Origin of the sequence: Bacillus sp. FSL K6-0923 (assembly GCF_038630825.1) — a bacterium.
Lineage (GTDB): Bacteria > Bacillota > Bacilli > Bacillales > Bacillaceae > Bacillus > Bacillus pumilus.
Genome location: NZ_CP152044.1, coordinates 491,594 through 514,268 on the forward strand (window position 1 = coordinate 491,594; position 22,675 = coordinate 514,268).

Annotated in this window: 20 protein-coding genes and 2 riboswitches; of the genes, 15 read left to right on the forward strand and 5 right to left on the reverse strand. The window is 41.4% G+C overall.

Going from position 1 to position 22,675, the window contains the following annotated elements; genetic code table 11:
* Position 1 precedes the first annotated feature (1 nt).
* The 6 genes from MHI16_RS02365 to MHI16_RS02390 all read left to right on the forward strand — a co-directional run bounded on the left by MHI16_RS02365 (position 2) and on the right by MHI16_RS02390 (position 8,796).
* Complete coding sequence (locus MHI16_RS02365) at positions 2-2,089, forward strand: cellulose biosynthesis cyclic di-GMP-binding regulatory protein BcsB (protein WP_268467707.1); 2,088 nt, start codon at positions 2-4, stop codon at positions 2,087-2,089.
* A 69-nt stretch (positions 2,090-2,158) separates the two neighbouring features.
* A riboswitch (cyclic di-AMP (ydaO/yuaA leader) is annotated at positions 2,159-2,303 on the forward strand.
* Positions 2,304-2,415: 112 nt separating this feature from the next.
* Positions 2,416-4,242: an APC family permease gene (locus MHI16_RS02370; RefSeq protein ID WP_061406802.1), complete on the forward strand. Its 1,827-nt coding sequence runs from the start codon at positions 2,416-2,418 to the stop codon at positions 4,240-4,242.
* 70 nt (positions 4,243-4,312) lie between these two features.
* Entirely contained in the window at positions 4,313-6,034 is a 1,722-nt protein-coding gene (locus tag MHI16_RS02375) for a pyruvate oxidase (protein WP_061406804.1), read from the forward strand.
* Between the two features lie 194 nt (positions 6,035-6,228).
* Positions 6,229-7,821, forward strand: a complete 1,593-nt coding sequence (locus MHI16_RS02380; protein WP_260850366.1) for a T7SS effector LXG polymorphic toxin — start codon at positions 6,229-6,231, stop codon at positions 7,819-7,821.
* Between the two features lie 3 nt (positions 7,822-7,824).
* Positions 7,825-8,304, forward strand: coding sequence for a DUF2247 family protein (locus MHI16_RS02385; RefSeq protein WP_061406808.1), 480 nt, complete (start codon positions 7,825-7,827; stop codon positions 8,302-8,304).
* Positions 8,305-8,571: 267 nt separating this feature from the next.
* Positions 8,572-8,796 carry a hypothetical protein gene (locus tag MHI16_RS02390; RefSeq protein ID WP_061406810.1) on the forward strand — a complete coding sequence of 75 codons (225 nt, stop codon included), beginning with the start codon at positions 8,572-8,574 and terminating at the stop codon, positions 8,794-8,796.
* Positions 8,797-8,836: 40 nt separating this feature from the next.
* Here the strand turns inward: MHI16_RS02390 and MHI16_RS02395 are convergent, their stop codons facing one another.
* The 4 genes from MHI16_RS02395 to MHI16_RS02410 all read right to left on the reverse strand — a co-directional run bounded on the left by MHI16_RS02395 (position 8,837) and on the right by MHI16_RS02410 (position 11,599).
* Positions 8,837-9,100 (reverse strand): hypothetical protein, encoded by a 264-nt coding sequence (locus MHI16_RS02395; protein WP_012008971.1) that lies wholly within the window; start codon positions 9,098-9,100, stop codon positions 8,837-8,839.
* 98 nt (positions 9,101-9,198) lie between these two features.
* Positions 9,199-9,768, reverse strand: a complete 570-nt coding sequence (locus MHI16_RS02400; RefSeq protein ID WP_058015372.1) for a GNAT family protein — start codon at positions 9,766-9,768, stop codon at positions 9,199-9,201.
* A 70-nt stretch (positions 9,769-9,838) separates the two neighbouring features.
* Positions 9,839-11,116 carry an Nramp family divalent metal transporter gene (locus MHI16_RS02405; RefSeq protein WP_003214137.1) on the reverse strand — a complete coding sequence of 426 codons (1,278 nt, stop codon included), beginning with the start codon at positions 11,114-11,116 and terminating at the stop codon, positions 9,839-9,841.
* Between the two features lie 222 nt (positions 11,117-11,338).
* Positions 11,339-11,599 carry a GlsB/YeaQ/YmgE family stress response membrane protein gene (locus MHI16_RS02410; RefSeq protein ID WP_058015373.1) on the reverse strand — a complete coding sequence of 87 codons (261 nt, stop codon included), beginning with the start codon at positions 11,597-11,599 and terminating at the stop codon, positions 11,339-11,341.
* A 157-nt stretch (positions 11,600-11,756) separates the two neighbouring features.
* Here MHI16_RS02410 and MHI16_RS02415 point away from each other — a divergent pair, with 157 nt between their 5' ends.
* Entirely contained in the window at positions 11,757-12,587 is an 831-nt protein-coding gene (locus MHI16_RS02415) for an EcsC family protein (RefSeq protein WP_058015374.1), read from the forward strand.
* 203 nt (positions 12,588-12,790) lie between these two features.
* On the opposite strand, the gene MHI16_RS02420 is transcribed toward MHI16_RS02415, so the two are convergent.
* Complete coding sequence (locus tag MHI16_RS02420) at positions 12,791-13,888, reverse strand: TRAP transporter substrate-binding protein (protein WP_058015375.1); 1,098 nt, start codon at positions 13,886-13,888, stop codon at positions 12,791-12,793.
* Between the two features lie 83 nt (positions 13,889-13,971).
* Between MHI16_RS02420 and MHI16_RS02425 the strand changes: the two genes are divergently transcribed.
* The 8 genes from MHI16_RS02425 (at position 13,972) to MHI16_RS02460 (ending at position 22,651) form a co-directional block, all read left to right on the forward strand.
* Positions 13,972-15,576: a sensor histidine kinase gene (locus MHI16_RS02425; protein WP_167550620.1), complete on the forward strand. Its 1,605-nt coding sequence runs from the start codon at positions 13,972-13,974 to the stop codon at positions 15,574-15,576.
* A complete protein-coding gene (locus MHI16_RS02430) occupies positions 15,573-16,256 on the forward strand; it encodes a response regulator (RefSeq protein WP_058015377.1) in 684 nt (227 codons plus the stop codon). The genes MHI16_RS02425 and MHI16_RS02430 overlap by 4 nt, the downstream gene beginning before the upstream one ends.
* Positions 16,257-16,380: 124 nt before the next feature.
* The gene (gene dctP / locus MHI16_RS02435) at positions 16,381-17,649 is read left to right on the forward strand and encodes a C4-dicarboxylate transporter DctP (protein WP_058015378.1); all 1,269 of its coding nucleotides are present in this window, start codon (positions 16,381-16,383) and stop codon (positions 17,647-17,649) included.
* A gap of 210 nt (positions 17,650-17,859) precedes the next feature.
* On the forward strand, positions 17,860-18,882 hold the full coding sequence (locus tag MHI16_RS02440) for an AI-2E family transporter (protein ID WP_058015379.1): 1,023 nt from the start codon (positions 17,860-17,862) through the stop codon (positions 18,880-18,882).
* Between the two features lie 64 nt (positions 18,883-18,946).
* A riboswitch (cyclic di-AMP (ydaO/yuaA leader) is annotated at positions 18,947-19,080 on the forward strand.
* 77 nt (positions 19,081-19,157) lie between these two features.
* Positions 19,158-20,399 carry a dicarboxylate/amino acid:cation symporter gene (locus tag MHI16_RS02445; RefSeq protein ID WP_058015380.1) on the forward strand — a complete coding sequence of 414 codons (1,242 nt, stop codon included), beginning with the start codon at positions 19,158-19,160 and terminating at the stop codon, positions 20,397-20,399.
* Positions 20,400-20,526: 127 nt separating this feature from the next.
* Complete coding sequence (locus MHI16_RS02450) at positions 20,527-21,453, forward strand: ABC transporter ATP-binding protein (RefSeq protein ID WP_061406812.1); 927 nt, start codon at positions 20,527-20,529, stop codon at positions 21,451-21,453.
* A complete protein-coding gene (locus MHI16_RS02455; RefSeq protein WP_061406814.1) occupies positions 21,431-22,198 on the forward strand; it encodes an ABC transporter permease in 768 nt (255 codons plus the stop codon). Before MHI16_RS02450 ends, MHI16_RS02455 begins: the two co-directional genes overlap by 23 nt.
* A gap of 117 nt (positions 22,199-22,315) precedes the next feature.
* A complete protein-coding gene (locus tag MHI16_RS02460) occupies positions 22,316-22,651 on the forward strand; it encodes a hypothetical protein (protein WP_058015383.1) in 336 nt (111 codons plus the stop codon).
* Positions 22,652-22,675 lie beyond the last annotated feature (24 nt).

Below are 22,675 nucleotides of genomic sequence, written 5' to 3' on the forward strand. Positions count from 1 at the left end.
ATTGAAATCGGTCAAATGGATGTTTTTCATATTAGTGCTATCCCTTGCCATTCAGGCTTTTTTCATGGCAAGTCAAGCAATGGCGCAATCCAATCGAGTACAAGTGAAAGACGATTGGGTTCACTCATCAAAAGGGAATCAAACAGACACGCAGCATCTTTCAGAAGATGTGGTAACATTGTATGGTCAAGAAGACCGCACTGAATTTTCCTATCAAATGGAGAAAGAAAAAGTAGAGTCTAGCACTCTTACATTAAATATAGAGGCTTCACCATTACTCATATCGCCATCGTCTTTCACAGTGATGATTGATGGAGAGATTGAAAAAACGATCCCTGTATCAGGAAAAAATGCAAAAAAATCGATACAAATCAAATTGAATAAAGCGCAATTGAAAAAAGGATCTCATCAAATTCAACTCGCATTTTATGGTGTGTTAAAAGAAGGTGTGTGTATCAATCAAGAGACGCCTGCCAATTGGCTGAAAGTATATCCTGAAAGTGAGCTGGCGTTCAAAGGAGTTCAAACGAAAGACGTGACGTTAGACAGCTTTCCTTCACCATTTATTCCATCAAGTGATCAGGAAGAACAAACAGATATTGTGATTCCAAATAGACCAGAAGCGGCTGAATTAGAAGCGGCCATGAAAGTATATCGTACGTTGAAAAACAAAGACCGCCTAGCAGACCTCAAACTCGTTCAAGAAAAGGACGTCGAGCAAATTGCACATCCAACCATTGCTGTGGGAGCAAAAGGAAGCTGGAATGGACGAATGAAATCGATCGAGCAAGCGGCTGGAATTAAAACAGAAGGCGATCAACTGACGTTAGCGGTGAGAACCCTGACAGCAAAGAAAAAAGAACAACCCATTTTATTTGTCACTGCTGAGCAGCCAAAGACAATTGCTGAAAAAATCAATGTTTTGACTCAGCCAGAACTGATAGGTCAGCTCACTGGAACCGACTTGCTGCTGCAAAAGGTGACAGCTAGTGCTTCTAAGCCATCTCATCATATTCGTTTAATAGATTTTGGCGCAGATGATGTCAGAGTTGGAACCAAAAAGACAGCATCTGATCATTACTATTATCCGAAAGCATTAATGGCTCAACAAAAATCAGGTGCAAAACTAAATCTATCATTTAAAAAATCAGATCCAGCGAACAAAGCGGAACGTCTAACAGTGATGATCAATAACGAACCGCACGACGTACCGTTAACAAAACTAGGAAACAAAGATGAGAATGGATTCTATCATGTGTCGATTCCAGTAGATTCACAAGTACTTCAAAAGAATGAATATGTGGACTTACAGTTTGTCACAACAGGTTTTAAAAACATGGAATCTTGTAGACATACGGATGAAGAAGGCTGGATTTACATTGATAAGAACAGCTCTCTTCAAATACCAGAAGGAACAACTACTGATACACCCGACTTAGCCGCATGGCCGCTCCCTTACACTTCGGAAACGCAGCAAGGAAACACATTGATCATTATGCCAGATCAAATCACTCAAGCATCAATCAATCAAATGGCATTGCTGACCGAATCATTTAGTCAACCGGAAGCTGCTCACTATCATTTGGTCGAAGCATCGAATGTGACAGATGAACAATTGAAAAAGAACTCTCTGATTTTCTTCGGGGGCATCCACACATTCTCTCTTTTAAAAGAAAAAGCAGACGATCTCATCGTTCCAGCGAAAAAGGGTCAATATGATGTATCCTCATTTGGCATGATCAACGAAACAACAGCTCGTATTGTATGGACGCAGCCATCTGTATGGAATAAAGAACAAACCATGACCGTTTTTTCAGGAATGACGGCAGCTGACGCTGATATATCAAATGAAGTGATTCGATTCCTTCAAACAAATACGGAGACCGCTACAGTTGCAATAGAAAGCAAGAACAAAGATATGTTCTCTAACAACCAAACAGTCAGCAATGCAAAAAATGATATGAAAAAAGGTGAAAAGCAAGGCGGCGGTGAGTCTTGGATTTATTTTGCATGTATCGCTGTACTGATCATTTTTGTCGTTGTGATGATTGTTTATTTCGTACGAAAAAACCGCAAAAAGACTGATTAATAAACGGTCAAAAGACCTCGAAAAAATCTCTTTACTTTGGTGTCAAACGGGAGTATGATCTCTTTTATAAAAGACCAATCGCTGAATCATTTCGATGAGCGGGGGAACCAATTGTGGTGTGAAGCACCACGTGGGGTGAATCCTTTTTAGGTAGGGCAAAGTCTCATGCGCCCGAATCCGTCAGCTAACCTCGTAAGCGTTAAAGAGAGCAAAGACCAACCTGTGATCTAAAGAATAGGCACAGGGGCATTCTATTGCCTCTGTGTCTTTTTGGCGATCCATCTTTTGCAACTTAAATCGTTTGACACTAAAGGAGCGGGCATCACATGTACAGTTTGATGAAGCGTATTTTAATTGGTAAACCATTAAAATCACAGGCAGCAGGAGAACAAAAACTATCAAAAATCAAAGCGTTGGCATTATTGTCATCAGACGCATTGTCATCAGTTGCATATGGTACAGAACAAATCTTAATTGTTCTTTCTGTCGTTAGTGCAGCAGCATTTTGGTACTCACTCCCGATTGCAGGTTGTGTATTAATTCTTTTAATGGCGTTAATTCTATCTTACCGCCAGATCATTTATGCTTATCCAGAAGGCGGCGGGGCATATGTCGTCTCTAGCAGAAACCTAGGTGAAAAACCAGGATTGATCGCTGGTGGATCATTGCTTGTAGACTATATTTTGACTGTAGCGGTGAGCATATCAGCTGGTACTGATGCCATCACATCAGCTTTTCCAGCACTATATCCATATCATGTCTTGATCTCAATTGTGTTGGTCATTGTGATTATGGTGCTCAATCTTCGTGGGTTGACAGAATCGGCATCTATTCTGGCTTATCCTGTATACTTGTTTGTATTTTCACTCCTTATCTTAATTGGAGTAGGCGGCTTTAAATTATTAACAGGTGGCGTACCGCCAGCACCTGAGCATACAGCAGTAGGCACACACGTACAAGGCATTACATTATTTCTTTTATTAAAAGCTTTTTCATCTGGCTGTTCTGCTCTGACTGGAGTAGAAGCCATTTCAAATACCATTCCATCCTTTAAAAAACCGGCTGCTCAAAATGCAGCAAGAACATTATTGATGATGGGTGGATTACTAGCTGTTTTATTTGTGGGAGTCACATTGCTTGCGTTTGGTTTCGGCATTTCGCCAAAGCCAGAAGAAACGGTTGTATCACAAATTGCATCAGACACTTTTGGACGAACGTTTTTCTATTACGTCATTCAGGCAGTCACAGCGCTAATCCTAATATTAGCGGCAAATACCGGCTTTTCAGCCTTTCCGTTATTGGCTGTGAATTTAGCAAAGGATAAGTATATGCCGCGTATGTTTACTGTAAGAGGAGACCGGCTTGGTTACTCTAACGGCATTATCTTTCTAGGCGTAGCCTCTATGCTGCTCATCTGGTTGTTTGATGGAAAAACAGAACATCTTATCCCGCTATATGCTGTCGGTGTGTTTATACCATTTACCCTGTCGCAGACCGGCATGTGTGTAAAGTGGATTCGTGAAAAACCGCAGGGATGGAAAACGAAAATGCCAATCAATATCGTCGGAGCACTGATTTCCTTTACAGTTTTCATGATTCTCATTTTGACCAAGTTCCATCTCGTATGGCCAGTATTTGTTTTCCTGCCTATTGTTCTATTTATCTTCCATTCCATTAAAAAGCATTACCTGTCTGTTGGGGAACAATTGCGTTTAATGAATGAAACAGAGCCTGTTGAGATTAAAGGAAATGTGGTCATCGTACCTATAGCGGGTGTGACGCGTGTTGTCGGACAATCTGTTCAATATGCAAAGTCTTTGTCAGAGCAAGTCATAGCGGTTCATGTATCCTTTGATAAAGAAAAGGATAAGAAAATTGAAGAGGATTGGGAAAAACTAAATAGCGGTGTACGACTTGTGATGTTGCACTCGTCCTACCGAAGCCTCATTCACCCGCTTGATAAATTTCTTGAAACGATTGAGGCAAAAGCAAATGCGCATCAATATAAAGTGATGGTGCTTGTACCTCAATTTATCCCGAAAAAAAGATGGCACACCATTTTGCATAATCAATCTGCCTTTTTATTAAGATTCCGCCTATTATGGAAGCGGGATATTGTGGTGGCAACACTGCCTTATCATTTTAAAAAGTAGCAGAAACAAGTTGAAACGTTTGATCAAAAGGATGCGGTGGTATGGAGTAAGAAAAAAGGAGTTTTCTCACATGCCGCAAAGAACCGCAGGAAAAGAAGTAACAGCGCTACTGGAAGAGTGGGGCGTGAAACATATTTATGGAATGCCCGGTGACAGCATAAACGAATTGATTGAAGAACTTAGGCATGAATCAAGCCAAATAAAATTTATCCAAACGAGACATGAAGAAGTGGCAGCACTTTCAGCGGCAGCTGATGCGAAACTAACAGGTAAACTCGGTGTCTGCTTATCTATCGCTGGACCGGGTGCTGTCCACTTATTAAATGGACTGTATGATGCAAAAGCAGATGGTGCACCAGTTTTAGCAATTGCAGGGCAGGTTGCTTCAGCCGAAGTAGGCAGAGATACATTCCAAGAAATCAAATTGGAGCGGATGTTTGACGATGTCGCTGTTTTTAATCAGCAGGTACAGACAGCAGAGGCGCTGCCTGACTTATTGAATCAAGCCATCAAAGCAGCTTATACCCATAAAGGTGTGGCAGTTCTCACCGTATCGGATGACTTATTTTCTCAAAAAATCAAGCGTAAACCCGTTTATACATCCCCTCTTTATGTGGAGGGAGAAGTACGGCCGAAGAAAGATCAACTGCTAAAAGCAGCTCAGCTAATTAATAATGCGAAGAAGCCGGTCATCTTAGCAGGTAAAGGATTAAGACATGCAAAAGAAGAGCTTCTTTCATTTGCAGAAAAGGCAGCGGCTCCTATCGTCATCACACTCCCTGCAAAAGGGGTTGTGCCAGACAGGCATCCATACTTTCTAGGTAATCTAGGTCAAATTGGAACGAAGCCGGCATATGAAGCGATGGAAGAATGTGATCTCTTAATTATGCTTGGTACCTCCTTTCCATATAGAGACTACTTACCAGAGGACACGCCAGCCATTCAACTGGATATTAAACCAGATCAAATCGGTAAAAGATATCCAGTAGATGTGGGAATCGTGAGCGACAGCAAGAGTGGTTTGCATGAACTGACTTCCTACATTGAATATAAAGAGCAGCGTGGTTTTCTTGAAGCTTGTACAGAGCATATGATGAAGTGGCGAGAAGAAATGGATAAAGAAAAATCTGTTGCTACTTCACCGATTAAACCACAGCAAGTCATTGCTAGACTAGAAGAAGCAGTCGAGGCCGACGCTATTCTTTCAGTTGATGTAGGTAATGTGACGGTATGGATGGCACGTCATTTTGAAATGAAACAGCAGGATTTCATTATCTCCAGCTGGCTTGCCACAATGGGATGCGGTTTACCTGGTGCAATTTCAGCTAAATTGAATGAACCGAATCGACAAGCCATTGCCGTATGTGGTGATGGAGGCTTCACAATGGTCATGCAAGACTTTGTGACAGCTGTAAAATATAAGCTCCCGATCGTTGTCGTGATTTTAAACAACAACAATCTAGGAATGATTGAATATGAACAACAGGTAAAAGGAAACATGAATTATGGTATAGAGCTGGAGGATATTGATTTTGCTAAGTTTGCAGAGGCATGTGGCGGCAAAGGAATCTCCGTGTCATCACATGAAGAATTAGCCCCAGCCTTTGATACAGCCCTTCAATCCGATAAGCCAGTCATTATTGATGTCGCTGTAGACAATGAACCTCCGTTACCTGGGAAAATTACTTACACCCAAGCAGCAGGCTTCAGTAAATATTTATTGAAAAAATTCTTTGAAAAAGGTGAGCTGGATATCCCTCCACTCAAGAAAAGCCTCAAACGCTTTTTCTAAACAAAAGGTAGTCGGTCTTCTGAAAAGAAGGCTGACTTTTTTTGTGATGATTAGGAAAATCATTTCAATTGTCACTTGCCTTCATCTCTATTAAAATATCCGAAAATTATTTTTGTAACTTAAAGCCTATTTTTCCAATTCGATGAGAAAGGTAAAATAGACTTTATGATCAATAATGGAGGGAGTGACTTCTTCTGGGCAAGATACTTGATGCAAAAGCACTAACAAGTGCTATGGACGCAAGAGCAAAACACTACCAGGAACTCCGCGAACAAATGGTAGATTTAAAAAAAGCACTACAAGGTGTTTCTAATTTCGGTGATGACTTCACTGGGAAAGGTGCCGATAACATTAAAAGTTTCTACAAAGAGCTCGCCGGAAATGTAGATATGTTCATCAGCTTCATCGATAAGCAAAAAGCCTTTCATGAAGGTGTTTCTGGGACACTAGATGATACAAACTTTGGCGGCGACACCTTTGTAGAAGAACACTTTTTAGATAACGCTGTACATATGGGCATCAAAAACGCCAAAAGCATTGTAAAGGATCAAAAAAAGGCACTTAAAACCATTTTTCAAGACATCGACGACCTCATTTCTCTAGAAGTATTTGATAGCCAAAACTTTGATGAAAAGATTGCAGATGCGGAAGACGAGCGAAAAAAGACAGTGAAAGACCTAAGAGAGCTTGATCAAAATATAAAAGATGAATATGCTTTGTCAGAAACGGAGCAGCAAGCTACAATGGCATTGTACGCAGAAATGATGAATGCGACAAATGACGGAAAAGCCATTTCACCTATGAATTTTGACAAGAAAGCGTATCATAATAGCGAAATCTACAAGGCAAAAAGCGATATTGAGAAGCAAACTGCCGAATATCTCAATATTAAACAAGAACAACAGGAAGCCCGCGAAATCGCAAAGGAACAAGAAGCACTCGCCAACCGTCCTTGGTATGAAAAAGCACTTGATTATGGCGGGAATATTGTGAATGAACTAACTGGCGTGAACGATGCAAAACGCGCCGCAACGGGCGTTGACCCGATCACAGGCGAAGAACTTACCGCAGGACAGCGCGTCGCCGCAGGCGGCATGGCAGCAGCGGGATATATCCCTATCGTCGGCTGGGCAGGGCGCATTTTCAAAGGCGGAAAAGCCGTCTATAAAACGACTCAAGCCACGTCAGCCGCAGTCAGAGCAGTCGACATCTACAAGACATCGCAAAAATCCTTTGACGCCTTAAAAACATCTCAAAAAGGCTTATATGGCCTCACCGCCACCAACGGCTTCAGCGAAGCGATTACGGGCCGTGATATGTTTGGTAATAAGGTCTCAAAAGAACAGCAGGAAGCGAGTATGAACGCAGCGCTTGGAATGCTTTTGCCGTTTGGGGCGAAAGGGTTTCATGGGAAGATGGGGATTAAGAATACGAGGGAACTTAAGCATCCAGTTTTAGAAAATCCACGAGTAGGTAGTGCATTGAAAGATGATTTTTATCATAGCTTTAATGATATAATTGACAACTACGCAGTTCATTCTAAGAGATTTGATTTACCAAATAGAAAAGGCCATATGGATTCGTTGTATCAAATAGAGGGCTCAGTGGTTAAGTACGAAACGAAATATGTAAAAGTAAAGAACAATGCCCCTGAAATGTTACAGTCGAAAGAAATAAGGAATGGCGTGTTTGAATGGGTGGTAGATCCAACAACGAATACAGTGACCCATAGAACTTTTATACCTGGGGGCAAAGTGACAGGAAAAATAAATCAATGGGGGAAATAGAAATTGTATAAAATAGAAATAATCACGAAAAATGGTTTTGATTGTAACTGGTCTACGCTGCTTGTTGGTAGACAGTTTAATTTAATTTCTGCTTTAGAAGTAACAAACTATGCTGTTAAATACTTAGAAAGTAACCCTAATGCTAATAATGAATTAATCCTTGAATTAGCTTGGGAACAAGAAGAAGTTAAAGTAGATAATATACTTGAAAGCATAACCTCTGACAGTTCTTCGGAAGACATGAAAAGAGAATATCATAAGTGGCTATATAGCACTATGAAAGAGACGTATATTAACTCAAGTGATGAAGAAATCTTTGAAGAAATTGAAAATATTTTTTCAATCTTTAATACACCGGAAAATATGTATGACTTCTTTAGAAAAGTTTCAGACGCATTTTATTACCCTCATGATTCAAAAAATACAATTAAAGAACTTGTAGAAGAGTTTTTAGAGACAGAAAAGAAATTAATTTTTAAATAACTAGAGAGAGAACGATGGACTAATTGTCCATCGTTCTCTTTCAAAGCATGTAAAGATTGATATGATAAAAGAATAAAGTGAATTTGTTTTTTTGAAAGCAATGGAGGAAAAAACATTGAGTGACCTTAAAATAAGTATCATGTCCGAGAAACTTGAAAATGAAAATACGGGTGAAATTTCTAATAAAAAGCAAACCAAATCACTCCACACATAATTGGAAATCATATATTAATCTAATCCAACCACCACAAAAAAGGAGAAAAAACCATGCTATGGATCTTCACACAAAACCAGCAAACTCTAATTCATATACAAGAAGTCTCAGTAAGCGGCAAAAAAATTGAAGGGATGATCTTAGGAAGTACTTCTTGGGCAAAGATGCTCGGCAAGTATGACTCAAATGATCGCGCAGCCGAGATCCTTCAAGACATGATGAAGACGATTGAAGAACATCCAAATGCCACAATGACATACCGGATGCCGCTTCAATAAAAAAGAAACCACCTTTCCATTGCGAAAAGGTGGTTTTTGTTTAGGATGGTGTTTTTCCAAAGGCTAAGAATAAGGGGATGCCTGTGCCAACTAGTGTGGTGGCAAATAGGAACATACCGCAAATAAATAGAAAATGGCTGGCTGAAAAGACGAGTGCCAGAATGAGAAAAACGATGCTGAGTCCTATCATGCTATAGGATGGGACAAAGCGGCGTTTGTAGGTGGCTTTCTTTGTTAGGAATGAGAAGAAAATACCAAATACTAAAGGGACAATCCATAAGTAAAATAAAATAATAAGAGACATACATCATACCTCGATTTTTCCTTCTATTTTATCAGATGCCGATCACAACGGATACTACAAAGCTTCACTTTGTAAAATAATTCATGCAATCGACACAATTAAGTGGGTTGATTCATCGAATGCGTTTTTTGTTTCATATATTCAGGCTGTAAAAGGGCGTACACACAATGATCGGTAAAGCGATTGCCCAGCCATTCACATTGCCGTAAAATTCCCTCAAGCGAAAAGGATAATCGCTCTGGGATGCGTCTGCTTTTCTGGTTATCGACAGCAGCCCTAATCTCAATACGGTGCAGCCCGCACTCTTCAAATAAATAGCGAATGACTGCTTGGCATGCTTTTGTCATGATGCCTTTTCCTTGATAGCCTTCTCCGAGCCAATAGCCGATTGAAACGGTTCTATTGATCCAATGAATTTGATGGGTGCCAATGATGCCGACAAGTTCTCCATGTGACCAAATACCCGCTTGAAAACCGTTGTTCTGCATCGCTTGCTGCATCGCACCTTGGATAAACGCCATACTGTCTTCTTCTGTCTGTGTGGAATCCACCCAAAGCATCCATTCACGTAAATGCTCTCTCGACCGCTGGATGAGCAAATACAGACTTCTTGCGTCTCTTGGCTCAAGCAGCCGCATAGATATCTCTTGATCCTGATAAACAAACATGAACCCACATCCTCTCAGGGGAATTCTACCATAACCAAATGGAAAGAAAAAGACAGCTCAACACTGTCTTTTACATAAACGTATCTACAATTAAGAAGAGATTAAGTGCTACAACAAGAGCTGCTATCACCCAAGATATTCCTGTCACCCAGCGGGCATTCGTTAATTCTCCCATAATTCGTTTTTTACTTGTAAATAAAATGAGTGGAATTAGAGCAAAGGCAATCCCAAACGATAAAACGACCTGACTCATCACAAGCGCGGAGGTCGGATTCACTCCAGATGCAATAATCGCAATCGGAGGAATGATGGTAATCAGCCGGCGAACATACAGCGGAATCCGGTATTGAATAAAGCCCTGCATAATGATATCGCCTGACAATGTACCGACAGAAGAGCTGGAGAGTCCGGCTACAAGCAGACCTACACCAAATAAGATGGCTGATACAGGCCCTGCGAGTGTACCAAAATGCTGAAACGCAACATCCAAATCTTCAACAAAGAGACCATTTTTATAAAATAAAGCGGCAGCCACAATCAACATGCTGGCATTGATGGCCCCAGCGACGATCATTGCAATGAGGATATCTAAAAACTCAAAGCGGAAAATCTGCTTTTTCTCCTTTTCCGTTCTGCCGACAACTCTTCTTTGGGTTAAAGCTGAATGTAAGTAGATTGCGTGAGGCATCACAGTGGCACCTAATATGCCGGCTGCAAGCAGCACGCTGTCTGCGCCATCAAATTTTGGAATGAACAATCCGCCAGCGACACTTGCGATATCTGGTTTGGCGACAAAGGTTTGTACAGCGAAAGCGATCACGACAACGAACAACATGCCGGTGATGCCGGCTTCTAATGCGCGATATCCTCGTCTTTGCAGCTCCAATATCGCAAATGAGCCGATCGCCGCGATAATGGATGCTTCAAGCAGCGGGATTCGAAAGAGTAAGTATAAACCAAGTGCCGCCCCAATAAACTCAGCTAAATCCGTGGCAATAATGACGAGTTCTCCTTGAATCCATAAACCGATCGAAACGGGCTTTGGAAATTCTTCACGTGCGATTTCAGGTAAGTTTTTACCTGTCGCGATTCCAAGCTTTGCGGATAAGGACTGAATGAGCAAAGCCATGAGATTTGATATGAGAATGACCCATAAAAGAAGATATCCATATTTGGAGCCAGCCGCAATGTTGGTGGCGAAATTTCCTGGATCAATATACGCAATGGCTGCGATAAAAGCAGGACCGAGAAAAGGAAGGAGTCTTCTAAACCCTTTGACTTTTCCTTCAAGTGCACGCTCAGCTGCCTCTGACATGTGTGCCTGTGCCTCGATGTATTTGTTTGTCATATGTCATCACCTAGATTCTACAAAGTTTTGCTTGGGCACAAAAAGTTTCCTTGATGCAATTTTTAATCATCATATGCCCATCTTTATGAAAAGTCAACTATCTGAACTAATAGGTTTGTTTATCATATGTAAGTGAAAAAAATAGATACCTTGTCAATCCAACACATAAAAAACACCGCCTTTTAGACGGTGTCCCTACTGTTTCCTCTGTTATTTGTTTTTTTAAGATACCCTTGATCCCACACTACGGAAGATCAGGCTTAAGATGATGACAAAGATCGCTGCACCTATGATTGCTGGAATGATCGCAAAGCCTGCCAAACTAGGACCCCACGTTCCAAGTAATCCATGACCAATCCAAGCACCTGCAAGTCCTGCAATCATTGAACCGATCCATCCTCCTGGTACACTACCTCCAGCGAGTGCACTGCCAATAAGGCCGATGACAATCGCCACAACTAATGAAATCAGAAATCCTAACATGTTGATCACTCCTCTTTTTGTTTGTGTATTAAGCAATAACCGTTTTGAAAAAGTTTCAAACCTTTCGAAACCGATTCAATGTTCTATACGTATGATGGAAAAGGATTGTGTATAATAACAAACAAATACTTCAGCAGCATCTAAGGAGGAAAAAGGCATGGAGGAAAGAGAGTGGCTAAAAGCACAATTAAAGCAGATTGAACAGTGGGAGAAAGATCAGCAAAAGGTATGGTTTTGGGAGAAACTCAGCCGCCTGCCATTTCAAATGCTGGACAAGCTGACGCCTGCCTTTATCCAGAAAAAAATTGGTGTGCTGCTAGATGAAATGGGGCATTACATTCAATCAGGAGGTGCCTATTTGACATCAGAAAAAGGCATCATCCATCAATTTCAAAAGAAATGTGCCGATGATTCCATTCAGCGTATAGAAGATATTGAAAAAGCACCAATTGAAATCATGGATGCCATTAGTGAACATATGGGGAAAAATAGGACAAATCTCGCCACGGTACAAGGGGCGACAACGGGTGTCGGTGGTATGTTTACACTGGCTGCAGATATTCCTGCGGTACTTGGTCTCTCCCTTAAAACATTACAGGATATTGCCGTCACCTATGGCTATGATCCTAAAAACAAGGAAGAACGGGTCTTCATCATAAAATGCTTACAGCTGACCTCTGCTGATGTGGTTGGGAAAAAATCGATATTAAAAGAGCTCAGAAGCTATCATGCTTCCGAAGGGAAACATGAAAACATGTTCTCGCAAATCCAAGGGTGGCGTGAGGTAGTCTATAATTACCGAGATTCATTTGGCTGGAAGAAGCTGTTTCAGCTTGTTCCAGTAGCAGGGATTTTATTTGGCGCAGTTTCCAACCGCTCACAACTAAAAAGTATTGCCGAAACAGGCATGATGCAATACCGAAAGCGAAGAATTGCTTCAAGATTAGAAGAGCTCACGCAGCAAGAACAGAGTGAATCTGGTGCATAACGCGGCGTGTAGACAAACCCTCGCATTCGTTATCAGTCCTGCACGCTGGTGCTTACGAATGTCAAATTCGCTCCGCAAAAGTAGCCGTCCTTCCTAGGGCTGCAAAGGTTTTCTATCACGCTGAAAAGAAGACAAAGGGCTAAAATCAAGATCATTTTAGCTCTTTGTCAACAATCTGAAATCCCCTTACTCAAAGGGATTTTTTATTTGGTCTTATCCTCTTCTTGAAAAGCATGGATCGGAGAATGTTCATAACGCGCACGCAGCTCACGAATCTGTTTGATTAGGGTAGAACCAATGGTTTTTTCGGCTTCCTCATACAAAGGATCGAGGGCTTTCACCCATTTTTGTCTTTCTGCTGGTGTCAATTCATGAATGGCAATCGGTGATTCCCGTTTAATGTCCTCCAGTTGATCCTTGTTCATCTGTTCTGCATGTTTTTCATTCCAAGCTGTTGTTTCTTCCATCGCTTCAAGTAAAATTCGTTTCGTTTCAGGTGTCTGGCGATCAAAGAAGGATTGATCTGTTAAGACCACATAGCCCAAATACCCGTGATTACTGATCGTCATATAGTCTTGTATATGATAGAATTTTTTTGAATAAATATTTGAAATGGTATTTTCTTCACCATCTACTTTTTTTGTTTCTAGTAGCTGGAACGTCGAATTAAACGATTCCTGATAGGGCTTTGCGCCAAGAAGTTTGAATTGTTTTTCAATCATGTCGCTTTGCATAATGCGGAGAGATTGGTTTTTTAAATCACTAGGCTGTTTGATTGGCCCTTTATTAGAGGTGATTTGCTTAAAGCCATTTGTCCAGTACGCCATTCCCTTTAGCCCGTCTTTTTGCAGGGTGCCAAACAATCTTTGTCCAATTGCACCGTGCAAGCCTTCTTGAACCGCATCATAATTAGAAAAAGCAAAGGGAAGGTCAAGTGCCAGCCACTCAGGGGATAGCATGCCGAGCTTCGAGGTAGATGGTGCGATAAATTGAACTTGATTCTCTTTGAGTGCATTAATTTCTTCTATATCAGAATAAAGGCTTCCGTTGGAGAAAATTTGAATGGTGATCTTGCCATCGGATTTTTCGTGCACAAGCTCAGCAAATTTCTTTGCGGCAAGCCCTTTTGGTGTATTATCTGCCACGACATGGCTAAATTTGAACACAAGCTGCTCCTTCAGCCCTGTCTGTTCATCGTCAAAGGTCGTCGCTGCTTTTGGCATCATATGATAAAAACCAAAGTATAAAGCGGTTACAAAACCGATCAAGAGCAATAGTGTATAGGCGAGTAAATTCTTCATGCGTCCGAGCCCCCTTATGTCAAGCATACTTGACCGAGGAAGAATTCGTAAAGATACAGGTGAAAAAAATGATGAGAAATCGATTGAAATTACAACAATTATCTATTAGATGGAAGCTCACCATCCTCACATATTTCGTTGTCATTTTCGCCCTTTTAATCGGAGGAATTGTCCTTGTTGGGGGAATCCAGCAAACAGAGGAACGAGAGCTTCGAAAAAGGCTCATGAACACAGCGAGAACAGTGGCTGAGATGAATGAGGTAAAGCAGGCATTAGCCGATCAAACAAAAGAACGTGATCGATTACAGCATGCCATCGAAGAGATTCGGATTATTCAAGACGCTGACTACATTGTCGTCATGGATATGGATCATGTGAGATTAACGCATCCAGTGAAAACAAGGATTGGCCAGCGCTCGGAGGGGACAGATGAAGAGCCTGCTTTTGCCGAGCACATTTATTTCTCAGAAGCAGAGGGAGAGCTTGGGACAGCCATCAGAGCCTTTTATCCAGTGAAGGATGACCAATTTAATCAAACAGGGGTCGTCCTTGTAGGGAGAACACTGCCAAGTATGGTAGATATATTAGGAGAAATGAAGCGGGATATCCTCATGATTCTTTTGCTGACGCTCAGCTTTGGGCTTGTAGGTTCATTTTTGCTTGCTCGTCATATTAAACAGCAAATGTTTAAGCTGGAGCCGCATGAGATTGTCAGAATGCTAGAGGAGCGCACCGCAACCTTTCACTCTATTAATGAAGGGGTTATCGCCATTGATAATCAGCACATGATCACCATTTTTAATGAAAAGGCGAAGCAAATATTTGGCGTGACAGGGGATGTCGTAGGCAGGAATATTTGGGGTGTGCTGTCTGACACAAGGCTTCCAGAGATTATTGATCGCGCTGAGCCCGTCTATAATGAAGAAATTCATATGAGCGGAAAGCGGATTATGAGCAGCAGGATTCCGATTGTCATGAAAAAGAAAATTATCGGAGCGGTCGCCATTTTTCAGGACCGGACAGAAGCGGCAAAATTGGCAGAGGAGCTAACCGGAGTTAAGAACTTTGTTGACGGTCTGCGGGTACAAAATCATGAGCATATGAACAAGCTTCATACGATTGCTGGGCTGATTCAGCTTGGTAAACCCGATCAGGCACTTGATCTAGCCTTTCAAACGACGGAAGAGCAAGAACATGTGCTGGACTTTCTTCACCGCGTCATTCAGCATGATGCCGTTGCGGGATTATTGATGAGTAAAATCAGAAGGGGCAAGGAGCTAGGCATAAAGGTCGAAGTAGACGAACATAGCTGTCTGTGTGATTTCCCTGAGCGGCTGGATCAGCATGATATGACAAAGCTGCTTGGCAACCTGATCGAGAATGCCTTTGCCTCTTATGATACTGTAGAAAGAGACACAAAACGCATGTCTATTAGTATTGATCAAACCGAGGATGTCCTCGCGATTTTAATTGAAGACAATGGCTCCGGGATTGAAGAGGAAATGATTCCTTATATTTTCGATAAAGGCTTCACACACGGCAAAGAAGGCGGAACAGGCTACGGCCTGTATATTGTAAAAACGATTATCGACAAAGGGATGGGAAATGTAGAAGTCACATCAAGCATCGGCATTGGTACCACCTTCTCAATCGAATTCCCAATGATCATAGAGGAGAGAGACAGATGACTCAGATTAAGGTGCTATTAATTGAAGATGATCCGATGGTGCAAGAAGTGAATAAGGAGTTCATTAAGAGTGTTCCTGGCTTTCAAGTGGCGGCAATCGCAGGTAATGGGGAGCAGGGCATCCAGCTCATCAAAGAAATTCGTCCAGACCTTGTTGTCCTCGATGTATATATGCCAAAAAAAGATGGCGTAAAGACGCTTCAAGACATTAGAAAGCAAAAGATACAGGTGGACGTGATCGTTATTTCTGCTGCAAAAGACAAAGAGACGATTGGCACCATGCTTCAAAATGGTGCGCGAGATTATATCATCAAGCCATTTAAGTTCGAGCGTATGAAAGAATCACTTGAAAGCTATAAAGCGTTTAAATCTAAAATTCGCACAGCAGCAGAATTTTCTCAGGAGATGTTGGATGATATCATACGAAAGCCGGCTGTTAAACAGGAAGATACTTGGCTCCCTAAGGGGCTGAATGTGCATACGATGAATGAAATTAAAGCCTATATGAGCTTACAGGAAGGACCGCAGTCTGCGGAGGAAGTTGCCAATGCACTTGGCATTGCACGTGTCACGGCACGCCGGTATTTAGACTTCTTAGTGAAAGAAGGCGAGCTGAAATTAGATATGCAATACGGCGGAGTTGGGCGGCCTGTTAATAAATATATCGTACATTCTGACTAAGAGACCAAAAAGACCAAAATGTACGATATGTTCATAAGCTTCACAGCCTTTGTTGAAATCGCTATCATTTAGCTACAGATAACAGTTAAGCGTTTACATCAAAGGGTGAGGGAGTTGATTTTTTATGAAGAGGCTTTTGAAGAACCTGACATTTCAGGTGGTTGCAGCTGTCATTATCGGGATCATTGTCGGGATGGTTTGGCCAAACGTCGGAAAAGAAATGAAGCCGCTTGGTGACACCTTTATCAATGCCGTTAAAATGGTCATTGCACCAATAATTTTCTTAACCATTGTTCTTGGTATTGCCAAAATGGGGGATATGAAAAAGGTTGGAAAAGTTGGGGGAAAAGCATTTATTTATTTTGAAGTCGTCACGACGCTTGCCTTGGTCATCGGACTTTTTGTTGTCAATATCATGAAGCCAGGTGCAGGTCTGGACTATAGTAAGCTTGAAAAAGGGGACGTTTCGCAGTATACCCAAAATGGGGGACAGGGTATCGACTGGATGGAATTTGTCACACACATCGTACCATCTAATATGGTAGATGCCTTTGCTAAGGGTGATATTTTACAGGTCTTATTCTTCTCTATTTTATTCGGTGTTGCGCTTGCTGCACTTGGCGAGAAGGGGAAAGGAATCATTGAGTGGCTTGATAAGCTGTCACTTGTTTTCTTTAAAATCATTGGATATATCATGCGTGCAGCGCCGCTCGGGGCATTTGGGGCAATGGCGTATACGATCGGACACTTTGGGTTGGCATCAATTAAACCGCTCGCAAGTCTGATGCTCTCCGTTTATTTGACGATGTTCCTGTTCATCTTCGTTGTGCTGAACATCATTTGTAAAATGTATGGCTTCAGTCTGCTTGGTTACCTGCGATTTATCAAGGATGAAATTTTAATTGTTCTTGGCACAAGCTCATCAGAATCCGTGCTGCCAAGAATGATGGATAAAATGGAACGCTACGGGTGTTCTAAGTCTGTTGTGGGACTCGTCATTCCAACAGGGTATTCCTTTAACTTAGACGGAACCTCGATCTATTTATCGATGGCTGTGGTCTTCTTAGCGCAAGTGTTTGGTGTAGACCTATCTATCGGTCAGCAGATCACCATTATCCTTGTTCTGATGCTCACATCAAAAGGAGCGGCTGGGGTGACAGGAAGCGGATTTATCGTGCTGGCTTCTACACTCGCTGCACTACAGGTCATCCCGCTAGAGGGGCTTGCATTGCTGCTTGGAGTCGATCGATTCATGAGCGAAGGAAGAGCCATCACAAACCTCATTGGAAATGGAATCGCGACAATTGTTGTGGCGAAAAGTGAAGGTGAATTTGACGAAGCGAAGAGCAAAACAGCCCTTCAAGAAATGCGCAATATAAAGCAAGCTGTATAGTATAAAAACAACCAAAAACCGAAACCTTATGTTCTACATGGGGTTCGGTTTTTTCTTGTGTTGAAAAGAAAAAACATTAAAGCTTGATAAATTTAGGTCGAATCGTAAGACCTCATTGACCTTTTGTTATATAATTTACAGAAAGATCCGATATAATGTATATCAGATCCAATGAAAAATAGACTTTAGTCCTGGCAGGTGTGTAACGTAATGGCAGCATTTTTAAAATTGTTCGAAAAACCCGGTGTTAAGCGGTTTTCTGTATTTGTAGTATTAGCCACAGCCTTATATCTATTAAGAGGAATGATGAATTTAATTCTCTTGACCTTCATATTCACCTTTTTGATGAATCGGTTAGAAGAGGTCATTAGAGGCTTTTTAAGTCACTTCCTGAAAATAGGGCAGAAATCGGTTATTACCATTTTGTATATTCTTTTGGCTGGTGGATTGACGTTTGGCGGATTTGTGTTTGTGCCAATCATCGCCAAACAGGTGGAGCAACTATTTCATTTAGGAAAGAAAATTGCAGATCATCCACAAAATTTACCCTTCTTTGATGTCATCACCAACGTATTCGGAGATTTTAAAATATCAGCTTACTTTGAGAAAGGGTTTAATTTCCTCTATACATACTTAACAGATTTCAGTACGTTCAGTATCCAGGTCATTATGTCCTTAATATTAAGCATGTTCTTCCTGTTCGAAAAAGAACGCCTCATTCAATTCATGAACAAGTTCAAAACGAGTAAAATCTCTGTGTTCTACCATGAAATCGCCTTCTTTGGACGTAAATTCTCCAGAACGTTTGGAAAGGTTCTCGAAGCACAGTTTATTATTGCAACTGTTAATTGTGTCTTAACAACCATTGCCCTAGGCATTATGGGATTCCCGCAATTATTTGGATTAGCAGTCATGGTCTTTTTGCTAGGCTTAATCCCAGTGGCAGGTGTGGTCATCTCACTTATTCCACTCAGCATCATTGCGTATACGCTTGGGGGCGGCATGTATGTCCTGTATATCGTGCTTGTGATCGTCATCATCCATGCGATTGAAGCCTATTTCTTAAACCCAAAGCTCATGTCAGCAAAAACAGAACTCCCTATTTTCTTCACATTTGTTGTGCTGATCTTCTCTGAACACTACATCGGGATATGGGGTCTCATTATTGGTATACCAATCTTTGTGTTTATCCTAGATATTTTGGAGGTCACCAACAAGGAGGAAAGTAGTTAAAAAGTTCATTTGAACCTGTTTACAATTTTCTAAAAATAAGGTATAAATAGTATGAAAATATCATAATAACCACACGCTTAATCCTTCTAAAGGAATGGGGGACCCATGTTTTTGGGGTGAATTTTTCTCTGTTGAGAAAAAAGGACATCTCTTCGTCCTAACCCGTCAGCTAACCTCATCGGCGTGAAGAGAGTAAACGGTGGTATATGTAAGGACACGCAGACCCACGAGAAAACTCTCTCGTGGGTCTTTTTGACGAGGAAGGGGAGATTTTATTGAAGCTGGCGACAAAAATTATTATTGCCCTTATTGTAGGTGCAATCACGGGACTTTTGCTTAACATTTTCGCTCCAAATGTATTCAAAGTGTTAGATCCTTATCTATTCACACCTCTAGGTCAAATCTTCTTAAATCTAATCAAAATGCTGGTTGTGCCAATCGTCTTCTTTTCCATTACACTTGGTGTGGCAGGCCTCGGAGATCCAAAAAAACTGGGGCGTATTGGAGCAAAAAGCATCTTATATTTTCTACTGACCACAACCTTCGCTATTATCATTGCGATGTCATTAGCATTATTAATCAAACCGGGTTCCTTTGGTTCATTCGATACTAAAGGGGCAGAATACGAACCTCAAGAAGCACCATCTACGACAGACACTTTATTAAACATCATTCCATCAAATCCAGTTCAATCTTTAGTTGAAGGAAATATGCTGCAAATCATTGTTTTCTGTGTATTCTTAGGACTAGGAATTGCAGTGCTAGGCAAAAAAACAGAAGGAATACTCAAAATATTAGAACAAGGCAATGAACTCATGATGTACCTTGTAGGAGTGGTCATGAAATTTGCTCCATACGGGACATTTGGATTAATTGTGACGGCTATCGGGAGCCAAGGTCTTGAGGCTATTAAAGCCATGGGGCTGTATTTTACAGTCGTATTAGTAGCACTATTGGTGCATTTCTTTCTCACATATGGCTCAACTTTGGCTTTATTTGCAAAACGAAATCCATTTACATTCTTTAAAGACTTTTCGCCTGCGATGGTCGTAGCCTTTAGTACGTCTAGCAGTAGTGCGGTTCTCCCCGTTTCTATGGAAACCGCTCAAAAGAAATTGAAAGTACCTGAGCCGATTTCTAGTTTCGTGCAGCCTTTAGGCGCTACGATCAATATGGATGGGACAGCCATTATGCAAGGGGTTGCAACCATCTTTATTGCACAAGTGTTTGGTGTGGAGTTAACGCTCATGCAAATGCTCACAGTTGTATTAACCGCCGTATTAGCCAGTATTGGGACAGCCGGTGTACCAGGAGTAGGATTGATTATGCTCGCAATGGTATTAAATTCGGTTGGGCTTCCGGTTGAAGGCATTGCGCTTATCCTTGGTATTGACCGCTTATTAGATATGGCAAGAACCGTTGTCAATATTACAGGTGACGCCGCATGCGCGGTGATTGTGACAGAAACGGAGAAAAAACACGAGAAAGACGAAGCATCACCGAATCTATCCATGTAATGTAAAAGAAGGGCTGACTCGATCAGCCCTTTTTTTCATGGAGTTCCTAGTCTTGCATGATATACTTTTAACAGAATGAGTGGCCTTATTTGCCGCCAAAGGTTTTACATCAGAAGGAGGAACCACGTTGGAGTCTGCTGTTCTAAAAGTAGAGAAAGTCGATAAACGAATTGGCCGGAAAATGGTTTTACAAGATATATCGATCGAAATAGGGAAGGGGGAAATCGTCGGCTTACTAGGGCCAAATGGCTCTGGAAAAACAACTTTGATTCGTTTGATCGTTGGCTTGATGAAAAAAAACAACGGGCGCATCATGATCAATGGATATTCACAGGATGAGGATTTCTTACGCGCAATGTCATCTGTTGGTGCAATCATAGAAAATCCCGAATTTTATTCTTATTTAACAGGCTTTGAAAACCTTGAACTATATGCGGCGATGCACGATGGAGTGACGGAGGAACGAATGCAGGAAGTGGTGAAAAGAGTTCGTCTGGAGCACGCCATTCATCAGAAGGTGAAGACCTATTCACTGGGGATGAAACAAAGGCTTGGGATTGCACAAGCCATATTACATCAGCCGAACCTGCTCATTTTAGACGAACCGACAAATGGACTTGATCCTGCCGGTATGAAGGAATTCAGGGAGCACTTGCAATCGTTAGTACGAGAAGAAGGAACGTCCGTCTTATTTGCTACACATTTATTGCATGAGGTAGAAGAGCTATGTGACCGCATGATCATCATCCAAAAAGGACAGATCAAAGCTAGTGCCATGCTTCGGGACATAGAGGGGAAAGAACAGATGCTCATGAATATTCAGCCAGTGGAAAAGGCAGTGACGTGGCTCGAGACACATGACTATACATATGAACGAAATGGATCGCATGTTTTACTTCAATTGAACAAAGAGCAAGTGCCTGAGCTGAACAAACAGCTTGTTCTGGCTGGATTTGATGTACTTGAAATGACGCCTCAAAAGCCATCAATTGAAGAGGCATTTATGAAATGGACGGAAGGCGGGACGGCAGATGCTTCAACTCATCAAGAATGAGCATAAGAAAATGATAAGGAAAAAGATCACGTTCATTGCACTTGGATTGATCGTTGTGTTTCAATTGGCGATGGCTCTAGCATTGAAACGAGTCATTTCCAGCTTTGGTGGACAAGACACTGTCGCCAACTATTTTGCTTATTCCACAAACGTCGTATTTATTTTACAGGTGCTTGCAGTTGTCATTGGCGCGACCTTGATCTCAACAGAATTTCAAAAAAGAACGATCAAGTTTTTATTGATACGGCCCAAAACTAGGCTGCAAATTTTCCTGTCAAAATACATCACACTTGTGCTGACGGTCATCTATTTGTTTGTTTTTTATTATGTACTTGCTTTCCTATTTGGTCTTATTTTCTTTGGTACTGCATTTGACGAAAGTACGGGACGATTATTTCAGCATACGTTTGCTGTGATCGGAACTCAGTGGGTGGAAGTGTTGATGATGGCAAGCTTCGCTTTTATGTGTTCCAGCTTGTTTAGGAACAGCCTCGTTGCGCTTGTGACCTCGTTTTTTGTTTTATATGCGGCTAAATCACTTGTGCCTATTATGTCTCTTTTAGAAAATCAGTGGGGGAAAATCCTACTTTTTGCTAATACGGACTTTACTCAGTACAGCTTTCAAGGACCGCCACCCTTCCATGGCATGAGCCCTTTGTTTTCTCTATTTATGGTAGGGGCGCATTTTGTTTTCTTTGTTGGCACGGCTTGGGTTCTTTTTTGGAAGCGCGATGTAAATGTGTAAAAATTGTGTCAAATAACAAGAAAAATTCGTGACATCTTTGTGAAAATGAGTCTGCATTTCACGATAACCGGCTGATTTTGTCTTATAATAAGATGGAGTCTTGGAGGTGGCACTATCGTGAAAAATTTCATTACGGCTTTACCTATTTTGTTGCTGCTATCGTTTTCGTTCGTGTCTTTTGCCTTCCAGTTTGATCATCTTATTTATTTCAGACTAGCGCTGGGAATCTTTTCGTTAGCGGGTCTTTTCTTTCTGTATACACTGAAAAAAAACATGAAATGGTTCATGGTTTATTTATATGCGAGCTGGATCATTCTTGCTGCTGTCACAACATTTGAGGAGCCTGTCTTTTCTCAGTTCTTCTTCGGTGGTTTAACAATGACAATGGGTTATCTCACATATATGCTCATTTATTTAGGAATGAAGCAGGACCGTGTAGCGAAATCACATTAAAACAAAAGCCGATAAAATCAAAGC